Origin of the sequence: Pseudomonas fakonensis, from assembly GCF_019139895.1 — a bacterium.
Classification (GTDB): Bacteria; Pseudomonadota; Gammaproteobacteria; order Pseudomonadales; family Pseudomonadaceae; genus Aquipseudomonas; species Aquipseudomonas fakonensis.
In genome coordinates, this window is record NZ_CP077076.1 from 256,406 (window position 1) to 282,215 (window position 25,810).

A 25,810-nucleotide genomic window follows, 5' to 3' on the forward strand; every position below is an offset into this window, starting at 1 on the left:
GTAGGAGCGGCCTTGTGTCGCGATGGGCTGCAAAGCGGCCCCAGGATTTCAGAAGCTAGCACCAGCCCGGGACCGACCCCGGGCTTCGTGCGTTCAACCAGGGACCTTTATGTCACGTCGTATTTCCCCCGTCATACCCGGCTTCGGGCTGACGCTGGGCTACACCTTGGTGTACCTCAGCCTGATCGTGCTGATACCGCTGGCGGCCATGTTCATCCATGCCTCGCAGCTGACCTGGGAGCAGTTCTGGACCATCATCAGCGCCCCGCGGGTAATCGCCGCGCTGAAGCTGAGTTTCGGCACCGCCCTGTTCGCCGCCATCATCAACGGCGTGATCGGCACCCTGCTGGCCTGGGTGCTGGTGCGCTACACCTTCCCCGGGCGCAAGGTCATCGATGCGATGATCGACCTGCCGTTCGCCCTGCCCACCGCCGTGGCCGGCATCGCCCTGACCGCCCTGTACGCCCCCTCGGGCTGGGTCGGCCAGTTCGCCACCGATCTTGGCTTCAAGATCGCCTACACCCCGCTGGGCATCACCCTGGCGCTGACTTTCGTCACCCTGCCGTTCGTGGTGCGCACGGTGCAGCCGGTGCTGGCGGACATCCCCCGCGAGGTCGAGGAGGCCGCCGCCTGCCTGGGCGCCAAACCCTTGCAGGTGTTCCGCCACGTGCTGGCGCCGGCGCTGCTGCCGGCCTGGCTGACCGGTTTCGCCCTGGCGTTTGCCCGCGGCGTGGGTGAATACGGCTCGGTGATTTTCATCGCCGGCAACATGCCGATGAAAACCGAGATCCTGCCGCTGCTGATCATGGTCAAGCTCGACCAGTACGACTACACCGGCGCCACCGCCATCGGCGTGCTGATGCTGGTGGTTTCCTTCATCCTGCTGCTGCTGATCAACCTGCTGCAGCGGCGCATCGAAACCCCTTGAAGGAGGCCCGCTAATGTCTTCATCCACTATTGGCGCGACCGCCGCCGCCAACGCCGCCCGGCGTGGCAGCGCCACCTCGCGCCGCGTGCTGATCACCCTTGGCTGGATCGTCTTCGCGCTGTTCCTGCTGCTGCCGCTGGTGATCGTGGTGTCCCAGGCCCTGAAAAACGGCTTTGGCACCTTCTTCGAGGCGATCTTCGAGGCCGATGCCTTGGCGGCGCTCAAGCTGACCCTGCTGGCGGTGGTCATCTCGGTGCCGCTGAACCTGGTGTTCGGCGTGTCCGCCGCCTGGTGCGTGAGCAAGTACAGCTTCCGCGGCAAGAGCATCCTGGTGACCCTGATCGACCTGCCGTTCTCGGTGTCGCCGGTGATCGCCGGCCTGGTCTACGTGCTGATGTTCGGCGCCCAGGGCCTGTTCGGCCCATGGCTGCAGGACCACGACATCCAGATCGTCTTCGCCCTGCCGGGCATCGTGCTGGCGACCATCTTCGTCACCGTGCCGTTCGTCGCCCGTGAACTGATCCCGCTGATGCAGGAGCAGGGCACGCAAGAGGAGGAGGCCGCACGCCTGCTCGGTGCCAACGGCTGGCAGATGTTCTGGCACGTGACCCTGCCCAACATCAAGTGGGGCCTGATCTACGGCGTGGTGCTGTGCACCGCCCGGGCCATGGGCGAGTTCGGCGCGGTGTCGGTGGTGTCCGGGCACATTCGCGGCGTTACCAACACCTTGCCGCTGCACGTGGAGATCCTCTACAACGAGTACAACCACGTCGCGGCCTTCAGCGTGGCCAGCCTGCTGCTGATCCTGGCGCTCTTCATCCTGCTGCTCAAGCAGTGGAGCGAGAACCGTATTAACCGCCTGCGCCACAGCGCCGCGGAGGAATGATTCATGTCGATCGAAGTCCGTAACGTCAGCAAGCGCTTCAACAGCTTCCAGGCCCTGAACAACATCAACCTGGATATCCACAGCGGCGAGCTGGTGGCCCTGCTCGGCCCGTCCGGCTGCGGCAAGACCACCCTGCTGCGCATCATCGCCGGGCTGGAAACCCCGGATGACGGCAGCATCGTGTTCCACGGCGAGGATGTGTCCGGCCACGATGTGCGCGACCGCAACGTCGGGTTCGTGTTCCAGCACTACGCGCTGTTCCGCCACATGAGCGTGTTCGACAACGTCGCCTTCGGCCTGCGCATGAAGCCCAAGGGCGAGCGCCCGAGCGAGAGCAAGATCGCCGAAAAGGTCCACGAGCTGCTGAACATGGTGCAACTCGACTGGCTGTCCGACCGCTACCCCGAGCAGCTGTCTGGCGGCCAGCGCCAGCGTATCGCCCTGGCCCGGGCCCTTGCGGTGGAGCCCAAGGTGCTGCTGCTGGACGAGCCGTTCGGTGCGCTGGATGCCAAGGTGCGCAAAGAGCTGCGCCGCTGGCTGGCGCGCCTGCACGAGGATATCAACCTCACCTCGGTGTTCGTCACCCACGACCAGGAAGAAGCCATGGAAGTGGCCGACCGCATCGTGGTGATGAACAAGGGCGTGATCGAGCAGATCGGCTCGCCGGGTGAGGTGTACGAGCAGCCGGCCAACGATTTCGTCTATCACTTCCTCGGCGACTCCAACCGCCTGGCCCTGAGCGAAGGCCACCACGTGCTGTTCCGCCCGCACGAGGTGTCGCTGTCGCGCCACGAAACCGAAGGCCACCACGCCGCCGAGGTGCGCGACATTCGCCCGCTGGGCGCCACGACCCGGGTGACGCTGAAGGTGGAAGGGCAGAGCGAGCTGATCGAAGCCGAGGTGGTCAAGGACCACGACAGCCTGACCGGGCTGGCGCGGGGCGAGACGTTGTTCTTCCGGCCGAAGGTGTGGCAGAAGGTGGCGGATATCTGAGCCGCTGCGTGATGCATGTAAAACCCGGGCATGGTCCCGGGTTTTTTATTACCTGATGAATTGCCGGGGCTGCGTTGCAGCCCTTTCGCGGCACAAGGCCGCTCCTACAGGGTTACGCGACCCCTTGTGGGAAGCGGCCTTGTGCCGCGATCAAGGGCGCAGCCCTCGCGGCAATCCGATGCCTTGCACGAATATTTCATATGCCCACAAGGCATCGACGAGCGCGCACCTCTTCGAATCCCCCGAAATACGCGGCCTTGAGCCTTCCACTCAAAAACAATATGCACAAAAGATATAACTTTAACTTGAAACATTACTTCAAAGCATAAGCCTCAACCCCCGATGATTCAGCCACACACCTGAATCCAGCCCACAGGGAGTTCGAGCAAATGGGTAATGTCCAGACGGCCGCCAGAGCCTTCGACCAGCCATGGCACCCGGCAGCGGGTGATCTGGTCGAACTCGGGCGCACGTTGCGTCTGCCACTGGGTCAGTTGCGCCTGCAGCGCACCCCGGCCAGCGGCCTCAAGCGCCGCGACAAGCTGGCGCTGGGCCTGCTGGTGCTGGCCCTGCACGGCGCTGCCGCCTACTGGATCAGCCAGGCGCCCACCCCGGCGCTGCCGATCGTGCCGCCCCAGGTTCCGCCGATGACCATCGAGTTCGCCGCCCCCGCGCCGCCAGTGGTCGAACCGCCACCACCGGCACCGGCGCCACCCGTGGTCGAGCCACCGCCGCCGGTGGTCGACGAACTGGCGGCCAAGCCCAAACCCAAGCCCAAGCCTGCCCCCAAGCCGGTGGTCAAGGCCAAGCCAGAGCCCAAGCCTGCAGCCAAGCCGGTCGAGGCGCCGCCGCCAGCCCCTGTGGCTGCCCCGGCCCCGCCCGCACCTCCTGCGCCGGCCCCGGTGACGCCACCTTCGGCCAACGCCGCGTACCTGAAGAACCCGGCCCCGGAATACCCGCAGATGGCTCAGCGCCGTGGCTGGGAAGGCACCGTGCTGCTGCGTGTGGAGGTGCTGCCCAGCGGCAAGCCCGGGCAGATCCAGGTGCAGAAAAGCAGCGGCCGCGACGCCCTCGACGCCGCCGCGCTGGCCGCAGTCAAGCGCTGGAGTTTCGTACCGGCCAAGCAGGGCGATGTGGCCCTGGCCGGCTGGGTCAGCGTACCGATCGATTTCAAGCTTCGTTAATTTGCTCTCCGCTTAAGGAAGGACTACCCCATGAGCCTGCTGGCATCCCCCCTCGAATCCGTTGAAAGCGCCGTCATCTGGCTGTTGGTCGGTTTCTCTGTCGCTACTTGGGCCTTGGCCCTGGTCAAGGTGGTGCAGTTCGTGCGCCTGAAGAACCAGGACAAGCGCTTCCACCAGAAGTTTTGGGCGGCCTCCAGCCTGGACTCGGCTGCCGGTATCAGCGACGAGCAACCAGGCCCTGCTGCCCGCGTGGCCCAGGCCGGCTACGCCGCGATTGCCGTGGGCGAGCCCGGCCAAGCCAGTGACCTGAGCCACGCCATCAACCACCAGGACCGCCTCGAACGTGCCCTGCGCCAGCAGATCGTACGCGAGCGCCGCTCGCTGGAAACCGGCCTGGCGGTGGTGGCCAGTATCGGCAGTACCTCGCCCTTCATCGGCCTGTTCGGTACCGTGTGGGGCATCATGGAGGCGCTCAAGGGCATCAGCGCGGCCGGCTCCGCCAGCCTGGAAACCGTCGCCGGCCCGATTGGCGCGGCGCTGGTAGCCACCGGCGTGGGTATTGCCGTCGCGGTGCCGGCGGTGCTGGTCTACAACTACTTCCTGCGCCGCCTCAAGCTCACCGCAGCCGACCTTGATGATTTTGCCCACGACTTCTACAGCCTGGCGCAGAAGAGTGCCTTCCGCGTGCTGGTGCACCCCGCCGCCCAACGCCAGGCGGCCGGGTTTACCCAGCCGGTGAAGGAGGCCTCCTGAGATGGCCTTCTCGACCCAGGACAGCGATGAAGTGTTGAGTGAAATCAACGTCACCCCGCTGGTGGACGTCATGCTGGTGCTGCTGGTGGTGTTCATCGTCACTGCGCCGCTGCTGACCAACGCCATCCCCATCAACCTGCCCAAGACCGAGGCCGTGGCCCCGGTGGAGCAGAAGGACCCGCTGGTGGTGAGCATCGATGGCAGCGGCAAGCTGTTCATCAACAAGGACGAGATCCAGCCCGATTTGCTGGAAACCCGCCTCAAGGCCGCCAAGAGCAAGGACGCCGAGTTGCGCGTGCAGCTGCAGGCCGACGATGGTGTGAACTACGGCGAAGTCGCCCGGGCCATGGCCGCCATCGAACGCGCCGGTATCACCAAGCTGGCGGTGATCACCGCCCGCTGAGCGGCAACATCCTCTTCAGGCAAGTGCTTATGGGCCATTTTCCTTGGCAGGGGATGGCCCTTTTTTTGTGGCTGAGTGAAGGGGTATTTGCGTGTGGGCGTGGGAGCGGGCTTGCCCCGCGATGGCGTTGGTGAGGCCAGTATCGCCATCGCGGGGCAAGCCCGCTCCCACGCTGCTCGAATTAATGTTTTTGTTATTAATAAATAGCTTCTTATTCCTTTACGAATATAACCCCCTCCCTATACTTGCACCCCAAGCACGCAAACTTCCGGAGGCGTCCCCATGCGCAATGAGTCGATTCGTTACCTGATTGTGCCGGGCTGGCAAGGATCGCCAGACAACCATTGGCAAAGTCACTGGCAGCGCAGCCTGCCCAACAGCGCCCGGGTCGAGCAGCACGACTGGCTCACCCCGCAGCGCCGCGACTGGGTGCAGGCGCTGGAGCAGGCGATTGCCGCCGACGCCTCGCCAGTGATCCTGATCGCCCACAGCCTGGGCTGCATCACTGTCGCACACTGGGCCGCCCAGGCCCGCCCCAGCTTGCTGCGCCGGGTGCGCGGGGCCTTGCTGGTGGCCCCGGCTGATGTCGAGCGGCCGGCCTGTGCGCCGGCCCTGCGCAACTTTGCGCCGATCCCGCAGCAGCCGCTGCCGTTCGCAAGCCAGGTGGTCAGCTCGGACAACGACCCGGCAGTGAGCGTGCCCCGCGCGCTGCACCTGGCCCGCGCCTGGGGCGCGGAGGCCGGGTTGCTGGCCAATGCCGGGCACATCAACGTCAAGTCCGGCCATGAACGCTGGGAGCAGGGCTTCGCCTACCTGTTCCGCCTGCAGGCCCGTATCGACCAGCGCGCGCTGCGCCGCGCCTGAGCCAGCGGCCTTTCACTGTGTTGCCTTGAGCCCCGGCCGGCTGGCCGGGGCGGGAGTATTGCATGACCTTTCACGCCCCCTTCGGCCAGCCGCTGCTGACCTTCCCCGAGCTGGACAAGAGCCCGCTGAGTATCCGCGCCAAGGCGCTGGTGTTCGTCGACCCGCGCTCCCAGGCGCTGCGCCAGGCCCTCGAACGCCTGGCGCCGCAGCCGTTGCCGGTGCTGATCCGCGGCGAAACCGGTACCGGCAAGGAACTGCTGGCCCGGCAGATCCACCGCGCCAGTGACCGCGGCGGGCTGTTCGTGTCGGTCAACTGCGCGGCCATCAGCCCCACCTATGCCGATGCCGAGCTGTTCGGCTACAGCGCCGGCACCCAGGGCGGTACCGCCAGCAGCCGCGCCGGCTGGTTCGGCTCGGCCAACGGCGGCACCCTGTACCTGGATGAAATCGCCGACCTGCCCCTGGCGATCCAGGGCAAATTGCTGGCCGCGCTGGAAAACCGCGAAGTGACCCGGGTCGGTGCCAGCCACCCGCAGCCGGTGGACGTGCGCCTGGTGGCGGCCTCGAGCATCGACCTGGCCATGGCGGTGCAGGCGGGGCGCTTCAACGAGCGGCTGTACCACTACCTGCACGAGGGCGAGCTGGAGCTGCCGGCGCTGCGCGAGCGGGTCGGTGACATTTTGCCGTTGGCCGAGTACTTCGTCGGTATCTACAGCGTGCGCCTGGACCGGCCGCTGGCGCTGATCAGCGAGGCCGCCCAGCAGGCGCTGGAGGCCCACGCCTGGCCGGGCAATACCCGGGAGTTGGAGAACGTCATTCACTTTGCGCTGTTGGTCAGTGAGGGTGAGGAAATTTTGCCGGAGCACCTCGACCTGCCGGAGCGTGCGCCATTGGATGCGCTGGCCCGGCAGCTTGGGCAGCTGGCGCAGAGTCGCGACGGGCAGACCGTTGCGGGGTTGCGCCGGGTGCTGGAGGAGGCGCTGGGCCAGTTGGGATGAAGGAACCGGCGATATCTCCCCCCTTTAGGAGCGGCGCCAGGCTTTGGCATTGCATTTTTCATGCTCATAAACAAACGCCATGGTGGCAATTTGTTTTTGGAATAAGCAGCGAAATAAAAGATATTGTTACGGAATAAAAATTCCCGGTATCGTCCGCTTCACGCCCACCCGAACGGATGGGCAACCGACTTTGCCGCCATCAGCGATGGCCCAGCTCCATAACAAGGATCACCATGAAAAAGACCCTGCTGACCACCGCCCTGGCCGCTGCCCTGTCCTTCGCCGGCCTGGCATCTGCCGCCGAAAAACTGGTGGTTGCCGCAACCCCCGTGCCGCACGCTGAAATTCTCGAGCTGATCAAGCCGACCCTGGCCAAAGAAGGCGTCGACCTGCAGATCAAGGTGTTCACCGACTACGTGCAGCCCAACGTGCAGGTAGACCAGAAGCGCCTGGACGCCAACTACTTCCAGACCCTGCCGTACCTGCAGAACTTCAACGAAGGCAAGGGCACTCACCTGGAAACCGTGATCGGCGTGCACGTCGAGCCGTTCGGTGGTTACTCGAAGAAGGTCAAGACCCTGGCCGAGCTGAAAGAAGGCGCCACCGTCGCCATCCCCAACGAGGGTAGCAACAGCGGCCGCGCCCTGCTGCTGCTGCAGAAGGCGGGCCTGATCACCCTGAAGGACCCGAAAAACGCCCTGGCTACCCCGAAAGACATCGCCGAGAACCCCAAGAAGCTCAAGTTCCGCGAGCTGGAATCGGCCATGCTGCCGCGCGTGCTGGACCAGGTCGACCTGGACATGATCAACACCAACTACGCCCTGGAAGCCGGCCTGAACCCGGCCAAGGACGCCTTGGTGATCGAGGGTAGCGACTCGCCGTACGTGAACTTCCTGGTTGCCCGCCCGGACAACAAGAACAGCGAAGCCATGCAGAAGCTGGCCAAGGCCCTGACCAGCCCGGAGGTGAAAGCCTTCATCGCCGAGAAATACAAAGGCGCGGTACTGCCAGCGTTCTGATACGCGGCCCGCAACGAAAAACGCCGACGCATTTGCGTCGGCGTTTTTGTTTGTGCGGCGTTCACCCATGTTGGCGCTGCCTCTGTAGGAGATCACCCAGCGCTTTCGGGCTGCGCTGTCGCGCAGAGAACTGGTCTCGCAGATGCACGGCGGCCCCTGTGGGAAGCGGCCTTGCCGGGGCGCCGTCCGGTCGAGATGGGCTGCGTAGCAGCCCCGGCAATTTTGCATGAAGCTGAGGCCTTGGGGCCGCTTCGCGCCCCATCGCGACACAAGGCCGCTTCCCACGGAGACTGTGTTAAATCAATGAGTTGCAGTTTTTCTATGAGAGCCGGCTTGCCGGCGATAGGGCCTTCAGCCCGAAGACCAGGCCATGGCCACTGACGCCATCGCCGGCAAGCCGGCTCCTACAAAGGATCATGCCGGGCGCTTGTCGCCCAGCGCCCGGCGCAAGGCCATGAGCCACAGCAGTTGTTCGTTCGAAGCAGGCGAGCAGGGGCTGTTCATCGTTATCGTCCTTGTAGGTTTGATGGGCCGTGCAAGTCACAGTTTGAAACCGCTTGGAAAAGGCATTCGCCAGAAAGGTCCCAACCATTTGCAGGAAATTTCCGAAACGTGAACTGAGTGATATGAATATGCAATAAAGGTATTTAGAAAAATATTTTTATACCTTTAAAGTCTATCAAAGGTGCCTACCGGCACATCGCCAGCCACTGTGAAACGGCGCCGAGCGACCCTCGCGCCGACCTGGAAATAACCCATGCCGTACATCCAAACGCTGGTGCCGAGGCGACGTCCATGAACTTCGACACCGCTTTCATGCTTAGCACATTGCCGGCATTCCTCAAGGCCGTCGGCGTCACCCTGCAGGTCGGCCTGATCGCCATCGCCACCTCGCTGCTGGTGGCCGTGCTCAATGCGGCCATTCTGGTGCTGCGCACGCCGTACCTGTGGCGCCTGGTCAAGGGCTACGTGGAGCTGGCGCGCAACACCCCGCTGCTGATCCAGCTGTTCTTCGTCTACTTCGCCCTGCCAAGCCTTGGGGTGAAGGTGTCCGGCTTCGCTGCAGCGATCATCACCATGACCTTCATGGGCGGCGCCTACCTCACCGAAGTGCTGCGCGCAGGCGTCGAGGCGGTACCACGGGCGCAACTGGAGTCGGGCCGTTCCATCGGCCTGTCCGAGGGCCAGTTGCTGCGCCATGTGATCCTGCCCCAGGCCGGTATCGCCAGCCTGCCGGCGCTGTTCGCCAACTTCGTGTTCCTGCTCAAGGAAACCACCGTGGTGTCGGCGGTGGCGGTGCCGGAGATCCTCTACACCACCAAGAACTACATCGCCCTGTACTACAAGACCTACGAGATGCTCGCCGTGCTGACGCTGCTGTGCGTGCTGATCTTCCTGCCGCTGTCGCTGCTGCTGCGCTATCTGGAAAGGAGGTTGCAACATGGCCAGTACGGGGTTTGAACTGCTGCAGGTGTCCTGGCCGCAACTGGCAGCCGGCGCCGGGCAAACCCTGGCCATCTCGGCCCTGGGCATTCTCTTCGCCACCCTGGGCGGCGTGCTCTACGGCGTGCTGGCCAGCCTCGGCAACCGCCTGCTGAACATCGGGCTGCAGGTGTACCTGGAGCTGTTCCGGGCGATTCCGGTGCTGGTCTGGCTGTACCTGGTGTTCTTCGGCCTGCCGATTTTCTTCGGGCTGAGCATCCCCAGCTTCTGGTGCGCGGTGCTGGTGCTGGGCCTGTGGGGCGCCAGTGAAGTGGGCGAGGTGGTGCGTGGCGCGCTGCGCTCGCTGCCCCGCGGTCAGCGCGAGGCGGGGCTGTCGATCGGCCTGGCCGGCTGGCAGCTGTATGGCTACGTGCTGCTGCCCCAGGCGCTCAAGCGCATGACTCCGCCGACCATCAACATCTACACGCGGATCATCAAGACCAGTTCGCTGGCGGTGCTGATCGGCGTGGTCGAGGTGATCAAGGCCGGCCAGCAGATCATCGAGCGCACCTATGAATCGGTGCTGATCTACGGCGTGCTGCTGCTGTTCTTCCTTTTTGTCTGCTATCCGCTTTCGGCCGCCTCGCGCGTGCTGGAGCGCCGCTGGGCCCACACATGAGCGCATTGATCGAGTTTCAGGGTTTCAACAAGTTCTTCGGCGAGCAGCAGGTGCTGGCCGGTATCGATCTGCAGGTGCAGGCCGGCGAAGTGGCGGTGATCCTCGGCCCCAGCGGCTGCGGCAAAAGCACCCTGCTGCGCTGCCTCAACGGCCTGGAAGAAGCCCACGGCGGCAGCCTGCGCCTGGGCGGCCAGGAGCTGCTGGCGCCGGGCACCGACTGGCGCCAGGTGCGCCAGCGGGTGGGTATGGTGTTTCAGAGCTACCACTTGTTCGGCCACATGAGCGTGCTCGACAACCTGCTGCTTGGCCCGCTGAAGGTGCAAAAGCGCCAACGCGGCGAAGCCCAGGCCCAGGCCGAGGCGCTGTTGGCCCGGGTGGGCCTGCTGGACAAGCGCGATGCCTACCCGCGCCAGCTTTCCGGTGGCCAGCAGCAGCGCATCGCCATCGTGCGCTCGCTGTGCATGAACCCCGAGGTGATGCTGTTCGACGAGGTCACTGCCGCCCTGGACCCAGAGATGGTCAAGGAAGTGCTGCAGGTGATCCAGGGCCTGGCCCGCGACGGCATGACCTTGCTCATCGTCACCCACGAAATGGCCTTCGCCCGCGCGGTGGCCGACCGAATCGTGTTCATGGAGGCCGGCAGGGTCCTTGAACAGAACCACCCCGAGCGCTTCTTCACCCAACCGCAAACCGCACGCGCGCAGCAGTTCCTGGAGAAATTCTCTTTCGTCGAAAGCCTGCCCAAGACACTGCACAAGGAACTGTCATGAAAACCGCACCCTTTGCCAAACTGCTCGCCCCGCTGCTCGGCCTGGCCCTGCTGGCCGGCTGCAACAAGTCCGAGGAGCCGGCCAAGCCCGCCGCCGCTTCGCCGGCCAGCAGCTACCTGGAAACCATCAAGGCCCGCGACAAGCTGATTGTCGGCGTGTTCACCGACAAGCCGCCGTTCGGTTTCGTCGATGAAAGCGGGCGCTACGTGGGCTTTGACACCGACATCGGCCGGCGCTTCGCCAAGGAGCTGCTGGGCGATGAAAACAAGGTCGAGTTCGTTGCCGTGGAGCCGGCCAGCCGCATCCCGTTCCTGCAAAGCGACAAGGTCGACCTGATTCTCGCCAACATGACCGTCACCCCCGAGCGCAAGGAGGCGGTGGACTTCACCAACCCCAACTTGCGCGTAGCGGTGCAGGCCATCGTGGCCGACGGCAGCCCGGTGCAAAAACTCGACGACCTGGCCGACAAGACCATCATCGTCACCACCGGCACCACGGCGGATATCTGGTTGACCAAGAACCACCCGGACTGGAAGCTGCTCAAGTTCGAGAAGAACAGCGAGTCGCTGGCCGCACTGGCCAATGGCCGGGGTGACGCCTACGCCCAGGACAACCTGATCTTGTTCAGCTGGGCCAAGCAGAACCCGGGCTACCGCGTGTTGCCGCAGTTGCTGGGTGACGAGGCGCCGATTGCTCCGGCAGTGAAGAAGGGCAATACCGAGCTGCGTGACTGGGTCAACGCCGAGCTTGCCAAGCTGGGCGAGGAGAAGTTTCTGCTGAAACTGTATGACCAGTACGTGCGCAAGGAGCTGAGCGACGACACCAAGCCTGAGAGCGTGATCGTCGAAGGCGGCAAGTGGCAGGGGTGATGAGGCCATTGGGGCCGCTTTGCGGCCCTTTCGCGGCACGAGGCCGCTCCTACAGGGGGATGCGTTACCTGTAGGAGCGGCCTCGTGCCGCGAAAGGGCTGCAAGGCAGCCCCTGGAACCTCAAGTCTTGTGCGGCAACCAGTTCAGCAGGAACTCGTTCACCACCTGCGGGTTCTCCAGGCTGCTGATATGCCCGGCAAACGGAATCTGCGCCGCCAGGCAGCCGATGATCCGCGCCATCTCGTTGGACTCCTCCGGCGGGCGCGGGATGTCCTGGTCGCCGCAGACCACGATGGTCTTGTCGCCCTTCAGCTCGCCCAGCCGCGCGAGCAGGTCGGGCCGACCGAAGATCACCCGGCCCATCGGGCCGAGGCTTTCACGGATGGTCTGCGCGCTGCTGGCCTTCAGGTCGGCACGGAACTGCTCGCGCACCGGTGGCACCGTCTGCCCGCCGGCATGGAAGAAGATCGGCACCACGATATCCAGCAGCGGGTCGGGGAAGGCGCCGGCGGCGCTGGCTGCATCGAGCAAGCCGAAGTACTTCAGCCGGGTGGCCTCGGGCTCGGCCCCCAGGTAGGTGTCCATCAGCACCAGGCGGTCGACCCGTTCAGGGTGGTCGATTGCCAGCTGCGCGCCCCACATGCCGCCGACCGACAGGCCGACCAGGTGGCATTGCGGGATATCCAGCGCATCCAGCAAAGCCAGGTGCTGACGGGCAAGTGCTGCCATGTCGGTGGTGCTGGCCGGTGGCGCATCGGAATCACCATGGCCCCACAGCTCGGGCACGATCACCCGAAAGTGCTGTGACAGCGCCTCGATCTGCGGCTGCCACATGGCCGCCGACCACAGGTAGCTGTGGCCCAGCAGCACCGGGAAGCCCTGGCCCTGGTCGACGTAGCTCATGCGCGCGCCGTCGATTTCGATGAAGTGTTTTTGCATGGTGTCTATCTCTTGATGGATCGAGTTGGGCCAATCGCCGGCAAGCCAGCTCTCGTAGAAAAACTACAACTCATTGATTTAACACGGTCCCCGTGGGAAGCGGCCTTGCCGGGGCGCCGTCCGGTCGAGATGGGCCGCGAAGCGGCCCCAAGGCCTCATGCAACACTGCCGGGGCTGCTGCGCAGCCCATCTCGACCGGACGGCGCCCCGGCAAGGCCGCTTCCCACAGGGGCCGCGGTGCACCTGCGAGACTAGTTCTCTGCGCGACAGCGCAGCCCGAAAGGGCTGGGTGATCTCCTACAGGGACCGTGTAGGAGCCGGCTTGCCGGCGATTGGCCCAGACAGGGAAATTCATTTGCCCGGCACCAACCGCAACGTACTCTGCGCCGGGATCACCCCCATGCGCGCCTTGTGGTAGCGGCCCTCGATGTAGTCCTCGGCCTGGTCGGCATAGTGCGCATCGAACGGCACGCCGCTTTGCCCCACCGGGTTGATGGTCAGCGCAGCGCCGGCATCGGCGAAGTCGATCAGGCGGCGGGTCGAAGGCCCGTAGGTCACCGGCCACGGCGCCGGGCCGATCTTGGCCGACAGGTTGTTGGGCACCTCGTGGCTGCCGGGGGCGGCGAACGGGCCGACATTGAACAGCAGGTTCAGCGGTTTCTGCACCCCCAGCGGGTGGTTGTGGGTGAGGGTATGGGCCTTGCCCCACTGCCAGCTGGCCGGGTCCTGGCCGAAGGCCTTGCGCAGGTGCTCAAGGCTGCGCTGCCAGGCCTGGCGTACGATGGCGGTGCGGTCGGTGTGTTCGTTGCTGCCGCGCTGGCGCCACCAGGGCGAGGCGGGGTCGGCGGCCAGGCGCGGCAGCGCGGCGTCGATGGCGCGGGTGCTGATCAGCACCGGGAACCAGGTGTCGCCCAACTCGTCGTGCAAGGCGGCGTAGGCCAGCTCATAAAGGAACTGGTTGAACAGCGTGGCGCTGGTGGAGTCCACCGGGTAATCGCCGCGCCAGGCGGCCAGTTGCTCCACCAGTTCTTTCTCTTCATCGCCCTGGGCCACGCTGCGCAGGGTGCCGAGCAGTGGCGCCAGGGTGCGCGGGCCGTAGTCGTTGCTGGTGTCAAGCTGCAGGGCCTGGCTGTTCTGGGTGTCCCACTTGATGTCCGGGTTGCTCAGGTGGCGGTCGAGCTGGCGGCCACGGTCGGCCAGGTTGTAGTAACCGGGCACCGGCACCACGGCAGGCGGCTGGTAGTTGGCCGAGACGATATAGCCGCTGGCCGGGTTTTCCTGCTGCGGGTTGACGCTGAACGGGTAGAAACCGGGCTTGTCAGCCTGGCCAGTGCTGCCGTCGAGGATGAACGCCGGGTTAACCCCGTCGGGGCGGATCGGCAGGCGCGCCGCCGCCCACCAGCCAATATCGCCACGGGCGTTGGCCCACACCAGGTTCAGGCCGGGGGCCTGCACCTTGGCCGCAGCGTCACGCATCTTGTCCAGCGTGTCGGCGCGGTTGATCTGGTAGAAGCCTTCGAGGATCGGGTTGTCGGTTTCGAGGAACGCCCACCACATGGCGATCGGCGTGGGGCCGGCGGTGTCACCCAGCACGTTGTTGACGATGGGGCCGTGGGGCGAGCGGCGCAGGGTGATGGTGGCAGGCGCCTGGCCCTTGATCGCGACCTGTTGCTCGGTCTTTTCCAGCGTTTGCCAGCGGCCATCGACCATCACCTGTTCGGGGTTGGCCGGGTTGGTCTTTTCGGCGATCAGGTCCAGGTCGTCGTTCTGGAACATGGTCAGGCTCCAGCCGAAGTCGCGGTTGTGCCCCAGCAGCGCGAACGGGTTGAGCCCCTGGAAGTAGCCATACAGGTTGAAACCCGGCGCCGACAGCTCGGCCTCGTACCACACCGCCGGTACGGCAAAGCCGATATGCGGGTCGCCTGCCAGCAGGGGGCGGCCGCTGCGGGTGCGGCTGCCGGCCACGGCCCAGGCGTTGCTGCCCTCGAACTGCGGGATGCCGGCATCGCCCAGGGCGTCGTGGCTCAGCTTGGCCAACTGTTCCAGGCTGCGCCAGTCGGCGGCGGCCAGGGGCGTGGCCAGGGCGCCGCCTGGCTGCCAGTCGAGGTCGAAGATTTTCAGGTACTCGGGGCCGAGCTGGTCGCGAATGTAGGTGAGCGCAGGCTCGGTGCGAAACGCCGCCGCGAAGCTGTAGGCCAGGTAGCCGGCGATGCTCAGGGTGTCTTCGGCGGTGAACGGGCGCGGGGTGATGCCCAGTAGGTCGAACTCCATCGGTTTGGGGTGGCCGGCCTGCCATTGGTTGACGCCGTCCAGGTAGGCCTGCAGGGCCTGCCAGGCCGGGGACTGGTGGTCGATGCGCCTGACCATCAGCGCCGCCTGCTCGCGAATACGCAGGCTGCGGAACAGGGTGTCGGTGGGCAGCAGCTTTTCACCGAGCACCTCGGCCAGCTCACCGCGGGCCAGGCGGCGCATGATCTCCATCTGGAACAGGCGGTCCTGGGCGTGTACGTAACCCAGGGCGCGGTACAGGTCGGGCTCGTTCTGCGCTTGCAGGTGCGGCACGCCGCGGGCATCAAAGCGTGCGTTGACCGGTGCCTGCAACCCGGCCAGGGCCACCTCGCCGTCACGTACCGGCTGCTTGCCCTGTACGTACCAGTAACCGGTGCCGGCGGCGGCAACGGCAATCACCACGGCCAGCAGGGTCAGGCTGCGCTTCATCGAGACTCCTTGTGCACTCGAGCGAAATTTTGTGGTCCGATCATCGGTATATTCGCGCACTGAGCATAGCCCCCAACAAGGAGTTTCCATGGCCCTCAGCGAAAAACAGAAAATGCTGGCCGGCCAGCTCTACCACGCCGGCTGCCCTGAGCTGCAGGTGGAGCAGGTCGCCAACAAGCACTGGATGCACCGCTACAACAATAGCGTCGAGCTGCTCAACCAGGCGCGCCATGGCCTTTTGGCCGAGCACTTCGCATGCGTTGGCGACGGCGTGGTGATCCGCCCGCCGTTTCATTGCGACTACGGCTACAACATCAGCGTGGGCGCCAACACCTTCATGAACTTCAACTGCGTGATCCTCGACGTGCTGCCGGTGCGCATCGGCGCCGACTGCCAGATCGGGCCTGCGGTGCAGATCTACACCGCCGACCACCCGCTGGACCCTGAGCTGCGCCGCAGCGGGCTGGAAAGCGGGCGGCCGGTGACCATCGGTGACAACGTGTGGATTGGCGGCGGGGCAATCATTCTGCCGGGGGTGAGCATCGGCGACAACGCGGTGGTCGGCGCCGGCAGCGTGGTCACCCGCGACGTGCCGGCGGGCGCGGTGGTGGTGGGCAACCCGGCGCGGGTGCGTCAGCCGGCCCAGGGGCAGTAGCAGCCCGCCGCCAGGGTGTTGGAGGCCTGCACCCGGCGGCCTTGTTGCAGGGCTTTGAGGATCGGTTCGATGAAGCTGTTGCTCGAATTGCACACCGCCCCTTCACTGTAGGGGCCGAAGTAGGCCAGTTGGCCGTCATGGTCCCAGATCGCCACGGCGGGGCTGGCAGGCAGGTGCTCGCTGCCGGGCAGGCTGGCCAGGGGCTTGAGGGCATCGAGGTTGGCGGGCAGCTGGCCGTGGCTGCCGGGCTTTTGCATCACATGCAAGCTCACCCCCAGCGGGGCGAACTGCGCCACCAGCTCGCCCAGGTGCTGCTGGTTGCCGACGTTGCACGGGCAGGCCGGGTCCCAGAAGTGCACCACGCGGATCGGCCCGGGGCCGGCGAGCTCCGGCGGCAGGCGCAGCTGGCTGCCGTCGAACAGCGTGGCCTGGTTGTCGAAAGGGCGCAGGTAGCGGGCCTGGAAGCTGTCGTAGGCCCACCACAGGGCGGCGGCGCAGAGCAGGGTGGCTATGGCGGTGATGAGTGTTCGGGTTGGCATGGTCAGCCTGCGAAACCTGGGATGGGCATGGAACCCTGTGGGAGCGGGTTTACCCGCGAATGCGATGGCACGGCCACTGACGCATTCGCGGGTAAACCCGCTCCCACAGGGCCCGTGCCGGCCGTTGAATGGTGTTGCAGCTTGCCACGGCATCGCCCAGACCTGAATATCCCAGGTCAATACCCGCTGCGTTTGTGGATCTACCCGATGCCTGTCACCTTCCACCCCGACCTGCTGCGTGCCAGCCTTTCGCCCCTTGTCGAGCGCCAGCCGTTGCCTGCCCAGGGCCACGACTACCAGCACTTCTACGGCCTCGACCTGCCGGCGCACAGCTGGTTGGGCGGCTTCCAGGCCGCGGGGTTCGACCTGGTGGGGCAGGTGTGGCTGCCCGAGCGGCCGGTGGCGACGCTGTTTCTGCTGCACGGCTACTACGACCACATGGGCCTGTATCGCCACGTAATCGAGTGGGCGCTGGCCAGGGGCTATGCGGTGATCAGCTGTGACCTGCCCGGGCACGGGCTGTCCAGCGGCGAGCGGGCCAGCATCGAGGACTTCGGCCTGTATCAGCAGGCCCTCGACGCCTTGTTCAAGCAGGCGCGGCTGCTCGACTTGCCGCGCCCCTGGCACCTGTTTGGCCAGAGCACCGGCGGGGCGATCGTCATCGACCACCTGCTGCACTGTGGCGGGCAAAGCCCGGCCGACGGCCAGGTGATCCTGCTGGCGCCGCTGGTACGCCCGCGGGCCTGGCACTGGTCGAAGCTCAGCTATTGCGTGTTGCGCCACTTCGTCAACGGCATCGAGCGGCGTTTCAGCGAGAACACCAACGACCCGGCGTTTCTGGCATTCCTCGAAGCCGACCCGCTGCAACCACGGCGCCTGCCCACCGCCTGGGTGGGGGCGCTGCTGAAGTGGGTGCGGCGTATCGAGGCGGCGCCGCGCAGTACGCGGCCATTGCTGATCGTGCAGGGCGAGGCGGACGGCACGGTGGACTGGCCCTACAACCTGCAGGTGCTCAAGGCCAAGTTCGCCGAGCCGCAGATCCTGATGCTGCCCGAAGCCCGGCACCACCTGGCCAACGAGCTGCCGGGCATCCGCCAGCGCTATTTCGACTTCATCGGCCAGCGCCTGGGCTGATCAGTTCAGGTCCGACGCCTGCTGGCCCACGGCAAGGGCTGCGCGCACGGCGGCCACGGCGGCCTTGTAGTAGGCCTGGCCTTCGGGTGATTCGGCGAAGGTCGAGAATTCTTCCAACTCGGCGTCCGACAGGTCGCGATAGACATACAGCAGGGTATTGTTCAGGTCTTCGCCCACCTGGTTCATCAGGCGCTGGCGCTGGCCGTCGAGCAGGCCCTGGGCCTGGCCGCCACCGAACAGGCCGGGGATCATCGAGCTGAGGCTGTCGGCGGCCACGCCGGCAATCGCCAGGCTGACTTCGGCACCGGCCTCGCGGGCCGGCAGGGCCTGGGCCAGGTGGCCGACGATCAGCAGGCGGTTGTCGCTGGCCTGCATCTTCGGCAGGCCCTTGGCGTTCTTGGCCAGTTGGTCTTTACGCGTGGCCAGCAGCTCGGCAGCTACCACCTTGCGCCCCAGCGGCGACTGGAAAAACGCCAGTGCCGGGGCGGGGTTTTGCAAAGTGCTGCGCAGCTGCGCCTGGGCGCGCTTGTCCATGGCCTGGGCCTGGAAGCGCTGGTTGCTGTTGTTGACCAGTGCCTGGTAAACCGCAGGCGGCAGGCTGTTGCGGTAGCGCTGCTGGGCGGCGCTCACGGCATCGTTGAAATGGGCGCGCTGGTCGGGCCAGCCGGCGGCCTTGTACAGCTGATCGAGGTTGTCTGCCCAGACAGGCATGGTGCAGATCATCAGCAGAAGCAGGGAAAACAGACGGCGCATTCAGGACTCCTGTCGGCAGGCCGCTATTGTCCGTGGCGTGGCGGGGCTTTGTCGAGACGCACGCGGCGCTTCCTGACCAAGTGGCGCTGTGCGCGCGCAGGCCGAATGGCTATGATGCGCCATGCACACTCCTCTCGAACATTCACTGCTGTCGGCGATCGTCGACGACCTGGCCACCCGTGGCTGGTCGCAGCAAACCCTGTTTTTGCCCGACGCACTGTCGCGGGCACTCGCGGCCGAGTGCCGGCGCCGCTACGCCGAAGGCGAGCTGAACCCTGCCGGGGTGGGCCGTGGCGCCGCGCAAGAAGTGCGCGAGGCTATTCGTGGCGACCAGATCCAGTGGCTCGACCCGGGCGAGTCTGCGCCGTGCGACCAGTACCTGGGCGCCATGGACAGCCTGCGCCAGGCGATCAACCAGGGCTTGTTCCTGGGCCTTGAGGATTTCGAGTGCCACTTCGCCCTGTACCCGCCGGGGGCCTTCTACCGCCGCCACCTCGACCGCTTTCGCGATGACGACCGGCGCATGGTCTCGGCGGTGTACTACCTGAACGAAAACTGGCAACCCGCAGACGGCGGCCAGTTGCGCATGTTCCTCGCGGGCGAGCAGGTGCATGACGTGCAGCCTGTGGCCGGCACCCTGGTGGTGTTCCTGTCCGGTGATGTCCCCCACGAAGTGCTGGCGGCCGGGCGTGAGCGGCTGTCATTGACCGGCTGGTTTCGCCGGCGTGGCAATGACCCGTTCTGAGTTGCCCAAGGTCCTCGTCAGCGCCTGCCTGCTGGGCCAGCCGGTGCGCTACGACGGGCGCGCCAGTGGCCACCCTGACCTGCTGCAACGCTGGCAGGCCGAGGGCCGGGTGGTGCCGTTGTGCCCCGAGGTGGCCGGCGGCTTGCCGACGCCCCGGCCCCCGGCGGAAATCCCCGGCGGGCAGGGCGGCCAGGTGCTGGATGGTCAGGCGCGGGTGATCACCGTCGCTGGTGAGGATGTCAGCGATGCTTTTTTGAGCGGTGCGCAACAGGCGTTGGCACTGGTGCGCCGGCATGGCATTGGCGTGGCAGTGCTCAAGTCCGGCAGCCCTTCGTGCGGCAACCGGCTGACCTATGACGGCAGCTTCAGTGGTGTGAAGGTGGCCGGTGAAGGGGTGACCGCTGCTTTGCTGCGCCGCGAGGGGGTGCTGGTGTTCAGTGAGTTGGAGCTGGAAGAGGCGCAGCGGGTGTTGGGCACTCAGGCCCAATCGCCTGATCAGGCTCGTAGATGACTTCCTGATTTAGCTGGGCCGCTCCCACAGGGGCCGCGTAACTTTCGGCCCTTCGCTGTATCTGTAGCAAGCGTTCGATCAATGCCCTTCTGCAGCTTGCTGCGCCTGTCCCTTGAACCACTTCTGCTCCAGCGCCCCCAGCCGGCCATCGTCCTTGATCCGCTGCAGCGCATTGTTCAGCGCGCTTTCAAAGGCGGGGTTGTCCTTCTGGAACGGGATCACCAGCTTCTCGTTGCCAAACGGCTTGCTGGTGGTCAGTGGCGAATCGGCCGCCTGTTCGTTGCCGCGTTTGTCGACCGTGATGTCGTAAGTGCCACTTTCAACACCGGTCAGCACTTCGGCGGCTGCGGTTTCGATGAACTCGGCGCGCAAGTCCAGCTCTTTGGCCAGGGCCTGCCCCAGTTCGATATCGAAGCCGGTCAGTTGCTCGTTTTCTTTGAACGAATACGGCGAGTTGTCGGTTTGCACGGCAATGCGCAACTCCCCGCGGTCGTTGATTTCGTCGATCAGCTCGGCCTGGGCCAGCGGGCTGACAAGTACGGCCAGCAGTACGCCAATGGTCAAACGCATGGGTGCCCCTTTCTTGTTCGGCAGATGAATTTCATTCGCCGGGGTTTGTCTCCCCGCCCCGGTCGAACGCAGCCTATGACCGCAGGACCCTGCTTATGTTTAATCCTAGTTGAACTATTTCTGTGGCAGTTTTCTGAACCTATGGTTGTGTAACTGGACTATGGTGAATCACCGCCGGGTTTCGTTCAAACAGGGCGGTCTATTGAAGTGAATCACAGGAGAAGTGAATGAAAAGCCTATTTTCGCGTGCTGCCGTCGCCGGTCTGCTGATGGGAGCCTCGGTATTGGCCGGTGCAGCGGATGCATTGAAGAGCCAGGAACCCCCGAAAGACGCCAAGGTGTTCATCGTTTCCCCCGCCGATGGCGCCACGGTCGACAAGACCTTCACCGTCAAGTTCGGCATCGAGGGCATGGGCTTGAAGCCCGCCGGTGACCAAACCCCGCACACCGGCCACCACCACCTGCTGGTGGACGTGGACAAGGCCCCGGTGGCCGACATGCCGCTGCCCACCAGCCTGATGCCCGAGAGCGGCGTGGCCCTGCCGGCCGGCCCGCAGGTGCTGCACTTTGGCAAGGCGCAGACCGAAACCAGCATCACCCTGACGCCGGGCAAGCACACCCTGCAGCTGGTGCTGGGCGACCAGTACCACGTGCCGTTCAAGCCGAGCGTCGAGTCGAAGAAGATCACTGTCGAGGTGAAGTAAGCGCACCGGCTGCGGATAACCTGTAGGAGCCGGCTTGCCGGCGATGAGGCCATCAGCCTCGGCACAAGGCAGGCCAGGCCCCATCGCCGGCAAGCCGGCTCCCACAGTGATAAAAAAGGGAGGCCACCAGGGCCTCCCTTTTTCATGCCGCCATCAAGCTCAGAACAGTACGCGCGAGCGGATGGTGCCCTTGACGTGCTGCAGCTTCTCTTGCGCCAGGTCCGAGTACTCGGCATCCACGTCGATCACCACGTAGCCGACTTTCTCGTCGGTCTGCAGGAACTGGCCGGAGATGTTGATGCCGTTTTCGGCGAAGACCTTGTTGATCTCGCTGAGCACGCCCGGGATGTTTTCGTGGATGTGCAGCAGGCGGTGCTTGCCCGGGTGCGCCGGCAGGGCCACTTCAGGGAAGTTGACCGACGATACGGAGGTACCATTGTCGCTGTACTTGACCAGCTTCTCGGCCACTTCCAGGCCGATGTTGGCCTGGGCTTCGGCGGTGGAACCACCGATGTGCGGGGTCAGGATCACGTTGTCCAGGCCACGCAGCGGGCTTTCGAACTCTTCGTCGTTGGAGCGCGGCTCCACCGGGAACACGTCGATGGCGGCGCCGATCAGGTGCTTGTCCTTGATCGCGGCGGCCAGGTGGTCCAGCTCGACCACGCTGCCACGGGCGGCGTTGATCAGGATCGAGCCCTTCTTCATCGCGCGGATTTCCTTCTCGCCGATCATCCACTGGGTGGATGGCAGCTCGGGAACGTGCAGCGACACGATGTCGGCCAGGCCCAGCAGCTCGTTCAGGTTGGTAACCTGGGTGGCGTTGCCCAGCGGCAGCTTGGTCAGCGGGTCGTAGAAGTACACCTGCATGCCCACGCTTTCAGCCAGTACCGACAGCTGGGTGCCGATCGAGCCGTAGCCGACGATGCCCAGTTTCTTGCCACGGATCTCGAACGAGTTGGCCGCGCTCTTGATCCAGCCGCCACGGTGGCAGGAAGCGTTTTTCTCGGGGATGCCGCGCAGCAGCAGGATGGCCTCGGCCAGCACCAGCTCGGCCACCGAACGGGTGTTGGAGTACGGGGCGTTGAACACGGCGATACCGCGCTCGCGGGCCGCGCCCAGGTCGACCTGGTTGGTGCCGATGCAGAAACAGCCCACCGCGACCAGTTTCTTCGCGCAGTCAAAGACCTCTTCGGTCAGCTGGGTGCGCGAGCGGATGCCGATGAAGTGGGCATCTGCGATCTTTTCCTTCAGTTCGGCGTCTGGCAGCGAGCCCGTGAGGTACTCGATGTTGGTGTAGCCGGCAGCCTTGAGGGTATCCACGGCATTCTGGTGGACGCCTTCGAGAAGAAGGAACCTGATCTTGCTCTTGTCGAGAGAAGTCTTGCTCATCTGCTTAAACCTGTATCCCGGAGAAAAATGGCGAGGGGTGAAGCGGCGCGGCATCGGCATTAGCACGAACAGCGGGGGCGCCATGCTACCATACGCGACACTTACTGAGCTGTTTCAGACAGTGAGACGAATTCAGGCTCACTATGAATTAGTTGAGAGTTCCCGCAATGACCGAGCGTGCATTACTGGATGAACTGAGCGCCCTTGTCGACCCCGGCAAGCTGCTGACCGACCCGGCTTCGCTGGAGGCTTACGGCAAGGACTGGACCAAGCACTACCCGCCGGCGCCCAGCGCCATCGTGCTGCCCAAGAACGTCGAACAGGTGCAGGCCATCGTCCGCTGGGCCAACACTCACAAGGTTGCCCTGGTGCCCTCTGGCGGGCGTACCGGGCTTTCCGGCGCGGCAGTGGCGGCCAATGGTGAAGTGGTCGTGGCCTTCGACTACATGAACCAGATTCTCGATTTCAACGAATTCGACCGCACGGTGGTTTGCCAGCCCGGGGTCATCACCCGCCAGTTGCAGCAGTTCGCCGAGGACCACGGCCTTTATTACCCGGTGGACTTCGCTTCCAGCGGCTCCAGCCAGATCGGCGGCAACATCGGCACCAATGCCGGCGGCATCAAGGTGATCCGCTACGGCATGACCCGCAACTGGGTGGCCGGGCTCAAGGTGGTCACCGGCAAGGGTGAGCTGCTTGAGCTGAACAAGGACCTGATCAAGAACGCCACCGGCTACGACCTGCGCCAGCTGTTCATCGGCGCCGAAGGCACGCTGGGTTTTGTGGTCGAGGCCACCATGCGCCTGGACCGCACGCCGCGCAACCTCACCGCCATGGTGCTCGGTACCCCGGACTTCGATGCCATCATGCCGGTGTTGCACGCCTTCCAGGGCAAGCTCGACCTCACCGCCTTCGAGTTCTTCTCCGACAAGGGCCTGGCCAAGATCATGGCCCGGGGCGACGTGCCCGCGCCGTTTGCCACCGACTGCCCGTTCTATGCGCTGCTGGAGTTCGAAGCCAGTACAGAAGAGGTCGCCGAGCAGGCCCTGGCCACCTTCGAGCACTGTGTGGAGCAGGGCTGGGTGCTGGACGGGGTGATGAGCCAGAGCGAGACGCAGCTGAAAAACCTGTGGAAGCTGCGCGAGTACCTGTCCGAAACCATCTCCCACTGGACCCCGTACAAAAACGACATTTCGGTCACCGTATCGAAAGTGCCGGCTTTTTTGCGGGATATCGACGCCATCGTCGGCGAACACTACCCCGACTACGAAGTGGTCTGGTACGGCCACATCGGCGACGGCAACCTGCACCTGAACATCCTCAAACCCGAGCACATGGGCAAGGATGAGTTCTTCGCCTCGTGCGCCAAGGTCAACAAGTGGGTGTTCGAGATCGTCCAGCGCTACAACGGCTCGATCTCTGCCGAGCATGGCGTGGGCATGACCAAGCGTGACTACCTGGGTTACAGCCGTTCGCCTGAAGAAATCGCCTGCATGAAGGCGATAAAGGCCGTCTTCGACCCTAACGGCATCATGAATCCGGGTAAGATCTTCGCTCCCGAATAAAAGCAGTATTCACAGGAGTCGGCCATGAGTTACCAGCACCAGTACGTAGACGGTACCCGCATCCACTTCCCGTTGGGCAAGGTGGTGTGCATCGGCCGCAACTATGCCGAACATGCCAAGGAACTGAACAACCCGATCCCCGCCGAGCCGCTGCTGTTCATCAAGCCCGGCAGCTGCGTGGTGCCGCTGGAAGGCGGCTTCAAGATCCCGACCGACCGTGGCTCGGTGCATTACGAGGCCGAAATCGCCGTGCTGCTGGGCAAGCCGCTGTCGACCAAGCCCACCGAAGAAGAAGTGCTGGACGCGATTTCCGGCTACGCCCCGGCGCTGGACCTGACCCTGCGCGACCTGCAGAGCAAACTGAAGGAAAAGGGCCTGCCGTGGGAGCTGTGCAAAAGCTTTGACGGTGCCTGCGTGCTGCCGCCGTTCGTGTCGGCCGCCTCGTTCGAAGATGTCACCGATATTCCGGTGCGCCTGAGCATCAACGGCGAAGTGCGCCAGGACGGCAACAGCGCAATGATGCTCAACCCCATCGTGCCGATCATCCAGTACATGGCGGCGTGTTTCTCGCTGCAGGCGGGCGATGTGATCCTCACCGGCACACCGGCCGGCGTGGGCCCGTTCAACGTGGGTGACGAGCTGGTGCTGGAACTTCCCGGCGTCTGCCGGTTCGAAAGCCGCGTGCTCTGATCCTGAAGCGGCGATGGCCTTGCAGCCATCGCCGTGCCGCCGCGCCGGCGGCATTTGCCGTTTTTTTCACAAATGATTCGGATAATGCGCAACTCTGTGCCCATTCGCCGACGTTAGGAAGACATCACGGCAAACTGACAGGATCCCTTGATGGTCATCCCCACTGCTGCGCCCCATTCACCTGCTCCCAAACGCAAGCTTTGGCTGCGCTGGCCTGTCTGGCTGGGCGTCTTGGCGGTAGTCGCCTATGGCGTCGCCGTGGCCATGCACTGGGACGATCGCGGGTTGCTGTGGCTCAAGGAGCGTTTTGAAAGCACCGCAGTGCGCCAGGACAGCATCTGGCTACCGGATTACGTGGTGGACATCGACGCCAAACCGCTGCCGGGCATGGAGCGGGATGAAGCCTCTGACCTGTCGTTCAACCCGCATACCCGTACCCTGTTCGCGGTGATGGGCAAGCACCCCTTCCTCACCGAGCTCGACCTCGACGGCAACGTGCTGCGCAAGATCCCGCTGGAGGGCTGGGCCAACCCGGAAGCCGTGGCGGTGATGGAAGACGGCCTGATCGGCATTGTCGACGAGCGCCAGCACGACCTGGTGATGGTCAAGGTCGATGCCAACACCACCTCGCTCAAGCGCAGCGACTACCAAGGGTTCGAGCTTGGTGATGCCAGCAAGGACAACAAGGGCTTCGAAGGCCTTGCCTGGGACTCCATGCGCCAGCGCCTGCTGATAGGCGAAGAGCGCCCGCCCAAGCTGTACGCCTGGAGCAGCGACGGGCGCAGCCCGCTCAAGGGCGACAAACAAGCCCTGCCCAGCGACCAGCTGGACCTGCGCAACCTGTCGGCGCTGGCGGTCGACCCGCGCACCGGCCACCTGCTGGCGCTGTCGGCCGATTCGAACATGCTGCTGGAACTCGACGAGAAGGGCGACCAGGTCAGCTTCATGGTCCTGCTGGGTGGCTTCAACGGCCTCAAGGCCGGTATCCCGCGTGCCGAGGGGGTGACCATGGACGACCAGGGCAACCTGTATTTCGTCAGCGAACCCAACCTGTTCTATCGCTTCAGAAAGAACTGACAAAACTGCCAGTTGTTTCCCACCCAGACTTTAAGGTTTGCTTCAGTTGTAGA

The 25,810-nt window shown here is 64.8% G+C and carries 28 protein-coding genes; 22 read left to right on the forward strand and 6 right to left on the reverse strand.

Features of this window, described 5'->3' with window-relative positions; genetic code table 11:
* The first annotated feature begins 109 nt into the window (after positions 1 to 109).
* The 14 genes from cysT (at position 110) to KSS94_RS01135 (ending at position 11,768) form a co-directional block, all read left to right on the forward strand.
* On the forward strand, positions 110 to 928 hold the full coding sequence (gene cysT, locus KSS94_RS01070) for a sulfate ABC transporter permease subunit CysT (RefSeq protein ID WP_217841271.1): 819 nt from the start codon (positions 110 to 112) through the stop codon (positions 926 to 928).
* Between the two features lie 13 nt (positions 929 to 941).
* The gene (gene cysW / locus KSS94_RS01075; protein WP_217841272.1) at positions 942 to 1,814 is read left to right on the forward strand and encodes a sulfate ABC transporter permease subunit CysW; all 873 of its coding nucleotides are present in this window, start codon (positions 942 to 944) and stop codon (positions 1,812 to 1,814) included.
* Between the two features lie 3 nt (positions 1,815 to 1,817).
* Positions 1,818 to 2,807, forward strand: coding sequence for a sulfate/molybdate ABC transporter ATP-binding protein (locus KSS94_RS01080; protein ID WP_217841273.1), 990 nt, complete (start codon positions 1,818 to 1,820; stop codon positions 2,805 to 2,807).
* A 389-nt stretch (positions 2,808 to 3,196) separates the two neighbouring features.
* A complete protein-coding gene (locus KSS94_RS01085; protein WP_217841274.1) occupies positions 3,197 to 3,991 on the forward strand; it encodes an energy transducer TonB in 795 nt (264 codons plus the stop codon).
* Between the two features lie 30 nt (positions 3,992 to 4,021).
* Positions 4,022 to 4,744, forward strand: a complete 723-nt coding sequence (locus KSS94_RS01090; RefSeq protein ID WP_217841275.1) for a MotA/TolQ/ExbB proton channel family protein — start codon at positions 4,022 to 4,024, stop codon at positions 4,742 to 4,744.
* Position 4,745: 1 nt separating this feature from the next.
* A complete protein-coding gene (locus tag KSS94_RS01095; RefSeq protein ID WP_217841276.1) occupies positions 4,746 to 5,147 on the forward strand; it encodes an ExbD/TolR family protein in 402 nt (133 codons plus the stop codon).
* A 282-nt stretch (positions 5,148 to 5,429) separates the two neighbouring features.
* Entirely contained in the window at positions 5,430 to 6,011 is a 582-nt protein-coding gene (locus tag KSS94_RS01100) for an alpha/beta hydrolase (RefSeq protein ID WP_217841277.1), read from the forward strand.
* A 62-nt stretch (positions 6,012 to 6,073) separates the two neighbouring features.
* On the forward strand, positions 6,074 to 7,009 hold the full coding sequence (locus tag KSS94_RS01105) for a sigma 54-interacting transcriptional regulator (protein ID WP_217841278.1): 936 nt from the start codon (positions 6,074 to 6,076) through the stop codon (positions 7,007 to 7,009).
* 233 nt (positions 7,010 to 7,242) lie between these two features.
* Positions 7,243 to 8,028 carry a MetQ/NlpA family ABC transporter substrate-binding protein gene (locus tag KSS94_RS01110; protein ID WP_217841279.1) on the forward strand — a complete coding sequence of 262 codons (786 nt, stop codon included), beginning with the start codon at positions 7,243 to 7,245 and terminating at the stop codon, positions 8,026 to 8,028.
* A gap of 370 nt (positions 8,029 to 8,398) precedes the next feature.
* Positions 8,399 to 8,644: a hypothetical protein gene (locus tag KSS94_RS01115; RefSeq protein ID WP_217841280.1), complete on the forward strand. Its 246-nt coding sequence runs from the start codon at positions 8,399 to 8,401 to the stop codon at positions 8,642 to 8,644.
* 179 nt (positions 8,645 to 8,823) lie between these two features.
* Complete coding sequence (locus KSS94_RS01120; RefSeq protein ID WP_217841281.1) at positions 8,824 to 9,489, forward strand: amino acid ABC transporter permease; 666 nt, start codon at positions 8,824 to 8,826, stop codon at positions 9,487 to 9,489.
* Positions 9,470 to 10,129: an amino acid ABC transporter permease gene (locus KSS94_RS01125; RefSeq protein ID WP_217841282.1), complete on the forward strand. Its 660-nt coding sequence runs from the start codon at positions 9,470 to 9,472 to the stop codon at positions 10,127 to 10,129. Before KSS94_RS01120 ends, KSS94_RS01125 begins: the two co-directional genes overlap by 20 nt.
* Positions 10,126 to 10,899, forward strand: a complete 774-nt coding sequence (locus KSS94_RS01130; RefSeq protein ID WP_217841283.1) for an amino acid ABC transporter ATP-binding protein — start codon at positions 10,126 to 10,128, stop codon at positions 10,897 to 10,899. The genes KSS94_RS01125 and KSS94_RS01130 overlap by 4 nt, the downstream gene beginning before the upstream one ends.
* The gene (locus KSS94_RS01135; protein WP_217841284.1) at positions 10,896 to 11,768 is read left to right on the forward strand and encodes a transporter substrate-binding domain-containing protein; all 873 of its coding nucleotides are present in this window, start codon (positions 10,896 to 10,898) and stop codon (positions 11,766 to 11,768) included. Before KSS94_RS01130 ends, KSS94_RS01135 begins: the two co-directional genes overlap by 4 nt.
* A gap of 120 nt (positions 11,769 to 11,888) precedes the next feature.
* Here KSS94_RS01135 and KSS94_RS01140 read toward each other — a convergent pair whose 3' ends face one another.
* Both KSS94_RS01140 and KSS94_RS01145 read right to left on the reverse strand, forming a co-directional pair.
* Positions 11,889 to 12,707, reverse strand: a complete 819-nt coding sequence (locus KSS94_RS01140; RefSeq protein ID WP_217841285.1) for an alpha/beta fold hydrolase — start codon at positions 12,705 to 12,707, stop codon at positions 11,889 to 11,891.
* Between the two features lie 351 nt (positions 12,708 to 13,058).
* Positions 13,059 to 15,425 (reverse strand): penicillin acylase family protein, encoded by a 2,367-nt coding sequence (locus KSS94_RS01145; RefSeq protein WP_217841286.1) that lies wholly within the window; start codon positions 15,423 to 15,425, stop codon positions 13,059 to 13,061.
* An 88-nt stretch (positions 15,426 to 15,513) separates the two neighbouring features.
* Here KSS94_RS01145 and KSS94_RS01150 point away from each other — a divergent pair, with 88 nt between their 5' ends.
* Positions 15,514 to 16,080 carry a sugar O-acetyltransferase gene (locus KSS94_RS01150; RefSeq protein ID WP_217841287.1) on the forward strand — a complete coding sequence of 189 codons (567 nt, stop codon included), beginning with the start codon at positions 15,514 to 15,516 and terminating at the stop codon, positions 16,078 to 16,080.
* Here KSS94_RS01150 and KSS94_RS01155 read toward each other — a convergent pair.
* On the reverse strand, positions 16,059 to 16,619 hold the full coding sequence (locus tag KSS94_RS01155; RefSeq protein ID WP_217841288.1) for a DUF6436 domain-containing protein: 561 nt from the start codon (positions 16,617 to 16,619) through the stop codon (positions 16,059 to 16,061). The genes KSS94_RS01150 and KSS94_RS01155 overlap by 22 nt on opposite strands.
* 207 nt (positions 16,620 to 16,826) lie before the next feature.
* On the opposite strand from KSS94_RS01155, the gene bipL reads away from it, so the two are divergent.
* Positions 16,827 to 17,753 carry a phospholipase BipL gene (gene bipL, locus KSS94_RS01160; RefSeq protein ID WP_217841289.1) on the forward strand — a complete coding sequence of 309 codons (927 nt, stop codon included), beginning with the start codon at positions 16,827 to 16,829 and terminating at the stop codon, positions 17,751 to 17,753.
* Here the strand turns inward: bipL and KSS94_RS01165 are convergent, their stop codons facing one another.
* Positions 17,754 to 18,506 (reverse strand): DUF2059 domain-containing protein, encoded by a 753-nt coding sequence (locus KSS94_RS01165; RefSeq protein WP_217841290.1) that lies wholly within the window; start codon positions 18,504 to 18,506, stop codon positions 17,754 to 17,756. It abuts the gene before it with no gap.
* A gap of 121 nt (positions 18,507 to 18,627) precedes the next feature.
* Between KSS94_RS01165 and KSS94_RS01170 the strand changes: the two genes are divergently transcribed.
* Together KSS94_RS01170 and KSS94_RS01175 are read left to right on the forward strand one after the other, a co-directional pair.
* Positions 18,628 to 19,251 (forward strand): 2OG-Fe(II) oxygenase, encoded by a 624-nt coding sequence (locus tag KSS94_RS01170; RefSeq protein ID WP_217841291.1) that lies wholly within the window; start codon positions 18,628 to 18,630, stop codon positions 19,249 to 19,251.
* Positions 19,238 to 19,762: a 2-thiouracil desulfurase family protein gene (locus tag KSS94_RS01175; RefSeq protein WP_217841292.1), complete on the forward strand. Its 525-nt coding sequence runs from the start codon at positions 19,238 to 19,240 to the stop codon at positions 19,760 to 19,762. The genes KSS94_RS01170 and KSS94_RS01175 overlap by 14 nt, the downstream gene beginning before the upstream one ends.
* 78 nt (positions 19,763 to 19,840) lie before the next feature.
* On the opposite strand, the gene KSS94_RS01180 is transcribed toward KSS94_RS01175, so the two are convergent.
* Complete coding sequence (locus KSS94_RS01180) at positions 19,841 to 20,332, reverse strand: transporter substrate-binding domain-containing protein (protein WP_217841293.1); 492 nt, start codon at positions 20,330 to 20,332, stop codon at positions 19,841 to 19,843.
* A gap of 227 nt (positions 20,333 to 20,559) precedes the next feature.
* Between KSS94_RS01180 and KSS94_RS01185 the strand changes: the two genes are divergently transcribed.
* Positions 20,560 to 21,036 (forward strand): DUF4399 domain-containing protein, encoded by a 477-nt coding sequence (locus tag KSS94_RS01185; RefSeq protein ID WP_217841294.1) that lies wholly within the window; start codon positions 20,560 to 20,562, stop codon positions 21,034 to 21,036.
* A 159-nt stretch (positions 21,037 to 21,195) separates the two neighbouring features.
* Here KSS94_RS01185 and serA read toward each other — a convergent pair whose 3' ends face one another.
* Positions 21,196 to 22,425 carry a phosphoglycerate dehydrogenase gene (gene serA / locus KSS94_RS01190; protein WP_217841295.1) on the reverse strand — a complete coding sequence of 410 codons (1,230 nt, stop codon included), beginning with the start codon at positions 22,423 to 22,425 and terminating at the stop codon, positions 21,196 to 21,198.
* 167 nt (positions 22,426 to 22,592) lie between these two features.
* Here serA and KSS94_RS01195 point away from each other — a divergent pair, with 167 nt between their 5' ends.
* From KSS94_RS01195 to KSS94_RS01205, 3 genes are all read left to right on the forward strand, one after another.
* Positions 22,593 to 23,990 carry a D-2-hydroxyglutarate dehydrogenase gene (locus KSS94_RS01195; RefSeq protein WP_217841296.1) on the forward strand — a complete coding sequence of 466 codons (1,398 nt, stop codon included), beginning with the start codon at positions 22,593 to 22,595 and terminating at the stop codon, positions 23,988 to 23,990.
* A 24-nt stretch (positions 23,991 to 24,014) separates the two neighbouring features.
* On the forward strand, positions 24,015 to 24,680 hold the full coding sequence (locus KSS94_RS01200; protein WP_217841297.1) for a fumarylacetoacetate hydrolase family protein: 666 nt from the start codon (positions 24,015 to 24,017) through the stop codon (positions 24,678 to 24,680).
* 150 nt (positions 24,681 to 24,830) lie between these two features.
* Positions 24,831 to 25,757: an SdiA-regulated domain-containing protein gene (locus tag KSS94_RS01205; protein WP_217841298.1), complete on the forward strand. Its 927-nt coding sequence runs from the start codon at positions 24,831 to 24,833 to the stop codon at positions 25,755 to 25,757.
* Positions 25,758 to 25,810: the final 53 nt, after the last annotated feature.

Excerpts from the sequence above, each read along its gene's own strand:
- KSS94_RS01125 (WP_217841282.1), top strand. The coding sequence starts at position 9,470 with ATGGCCAGTACGGGGTTTGAACTGCTGCAGGTGTCCTGGCCGCAACTG.
- KSS94_RS01175 (WP_217841292.1), top strand. The coding sequence starts at position 19,238 with ATGACCCGTTCTGAGTTGCCCAAGGTCCTCGTCAGCGCCTGCCTGCTG.
- KSS94_RS01180 (WP_217841293.1), bottom strand. The coding sequence starts at position 20,332 with ATGCGTTTGACCATTGGCGTACTGCTGGCCGTACTTGTCAGCCCGCTG.
- KSS94_RS01165 (WP_217841290.1), bottom strand. The coding sequence starts at position 18,506 with ATGCGCCGTCTGTTTTCCCTGCTTCTGCTGATGATCTGCACCATGCCT.
- KSS94_RS01095 (WP_217841276.1), top strand. The coding sequence starts at position 4,746 with ATGGCCTTCTCGACCCAGGACAGCGATGAAGTGTTGAGTGAAATCAAC.
- KSS94_RS01170 (WP_217841291.1), top strand. The coding sequence starts at position 18,628 with ATGCACACTCCTCTCGAACATTCACTGCTGTCGGCGATCGTCGACGAC.
- KSS94_RS01085 (WP_217841274.1), top strand. The coding sequence starts at position 3,197 with ATGGGTAATGTCCAGACGGCCGCCAGAGCCTTCGACCAGCCATGGCAC.
- KSS94_RS01120 (WP_217841281.1), top strand. The coding sequence starts at position 8,824 with ATGAACTTCGACACCGCTTTCATGCTTAGCACATTGCCGGCATTCCTC.
- KSS94_RS01100 (WP_217841277.1), top strand. The coding sequence starts at position 5,430 with ATGCGCAATGAGTCGATTCGTTACCTGATTGTGCCGGGCTGGCAAGGA.
- KSS94_RS01105 (WP_217841278.1), top strand. The coding sequence starts at position 6,074 with ATGACCTTTCACGCCCCCTTCGGCCAGCCGCTGCTGACCTTCCCCGAG.
- KSS94_RS01195 (WP_217841296.1), top strand. The coding sequence starts at position 22,593 with ATGACCGAGCGTGCATTACTGGATGAACTGAGCGCCCTTGTCGACCCC.
- KSS94_RS01205 (WP_217841298.1), top strand. The coding sequence starts at position 24,831 with ATGGTCATCCCCACTGCTGCGCCCCATTCACCTGCTCCCAAACGCAAG.
- cysW (WP_217841272.1), top strand. The coding sequence starts at position 942 with ATGTCTTCATCCACTATTGGCGCGACCGCCGCCGCCAACGCCGCCCGG.
- KSS94_RS01140 (WP_217841285.1), bottom strand. The coding sequence starts at position 12,707 with ATGCAAAAACACTTCATCGAAATCGACGGCGCGCGCATGAGCTACGTC.
- KSS94_RS01185 (WP_217841294.1), top strand. The coding sequence starts at position 20,560 with ATGAAAAGCCTATTTTCGCGTGCTGCCGTCGCCGGTCTGCTGATGGGA.
- KSS94_RS01080 (WP_217841273.1), top strand. The coding sequence starts at position 1,818 with ATGTCGATCGAAGTCCGTAACGTCAGCAAGCGCTTCAACAGCTTCCAG.
- KSS94_RS01150 (WP_217841287.1), top strand. The coding sequence starts at position 15,514 with ATGGCCCTCAGCGAAAAACAGAAAATGCTGGCCGGCCAGCTCTACCAC.
- KSS94_RS01115 (WP_217841280.1), top strand. The coding sequence starts at position 8,399 with ATGGCCACTGACGCCATCGCCGGCAAGCCGGCTCCTACAAAGGATCAT.
- cysT (WP_217841271.1), top strand. The coding sequence starts at position 110 with ATGTCACGTCGTATTTCCCCCGTCATACCCGGCTTCGGGCTGACGCTG.
- KSS94_RS01155 (WP_217841288.1), bottom strand. The coding sequence starts at position 16,619 with ATGCCAACCCGAACACTCATCACCGCCATAGCCACCCTGCTCTGCGCC.
- KSS94_RS01135 (WP_217841284.1), top strand. The coding sequence starts at position 10,896 with ATGAAAACCGCACCCTTTGCCAAACTGCTCGCCCCGCTGCTCGGCCTG.
- serA (WP_217841295.1), bottom strand. The coding sequence starts at position 22,425 with ATGAGCAAGACTTCTCTCGACAAGAGCAAGATCAGGTTCCTTCTTCTC.
- bipL (WP_217841289.1), top strand. The coding sequence starts at position 16,827 with ATGCCTGTCACCTTCCACCCCGACCTGCTGCGTGCCAGCCTTTCGCCC.
- KSS94_RS01130 (WP_217841283.1), top strand. The coding sequence starts at position 10,126 with ATGAGCGCATTGATCGAGTTTCAGGGTTTCAACAAGTTCTTCGGCGAG.
- KSS94_RS01200 (WP_217841297.1), top strand. The coding sequence starts at position 24,015 with ATGAGTTACCAGCACCAGTACGTAGACGGTACCCGCATCCACTTCCCG.
- KSS94_RS01145 (WP_217841286.1), bottom strand. The coding sequence starts at position 15,425 with ATGAAGCGCAGCCTGACCCTGCTGGCCGTGGTGATTGCCGTTGCCGCC.
- KSS94_RS01090 (WP_217841275.1), top strand. The coding sequence starts at position 4,022 with ATGAGCCTGCTGGCATCCCCCCTCGAATCCGTTGAAAGCGCCGTCATC.
- KSS94_RS01110 (WP_217841279.1), top strand. The coding sequence starts at position 7,243 with ATGAAAAAGACCCTGCTGACCACCGCCCTGGCCGCTGCCCTGTCCTTC.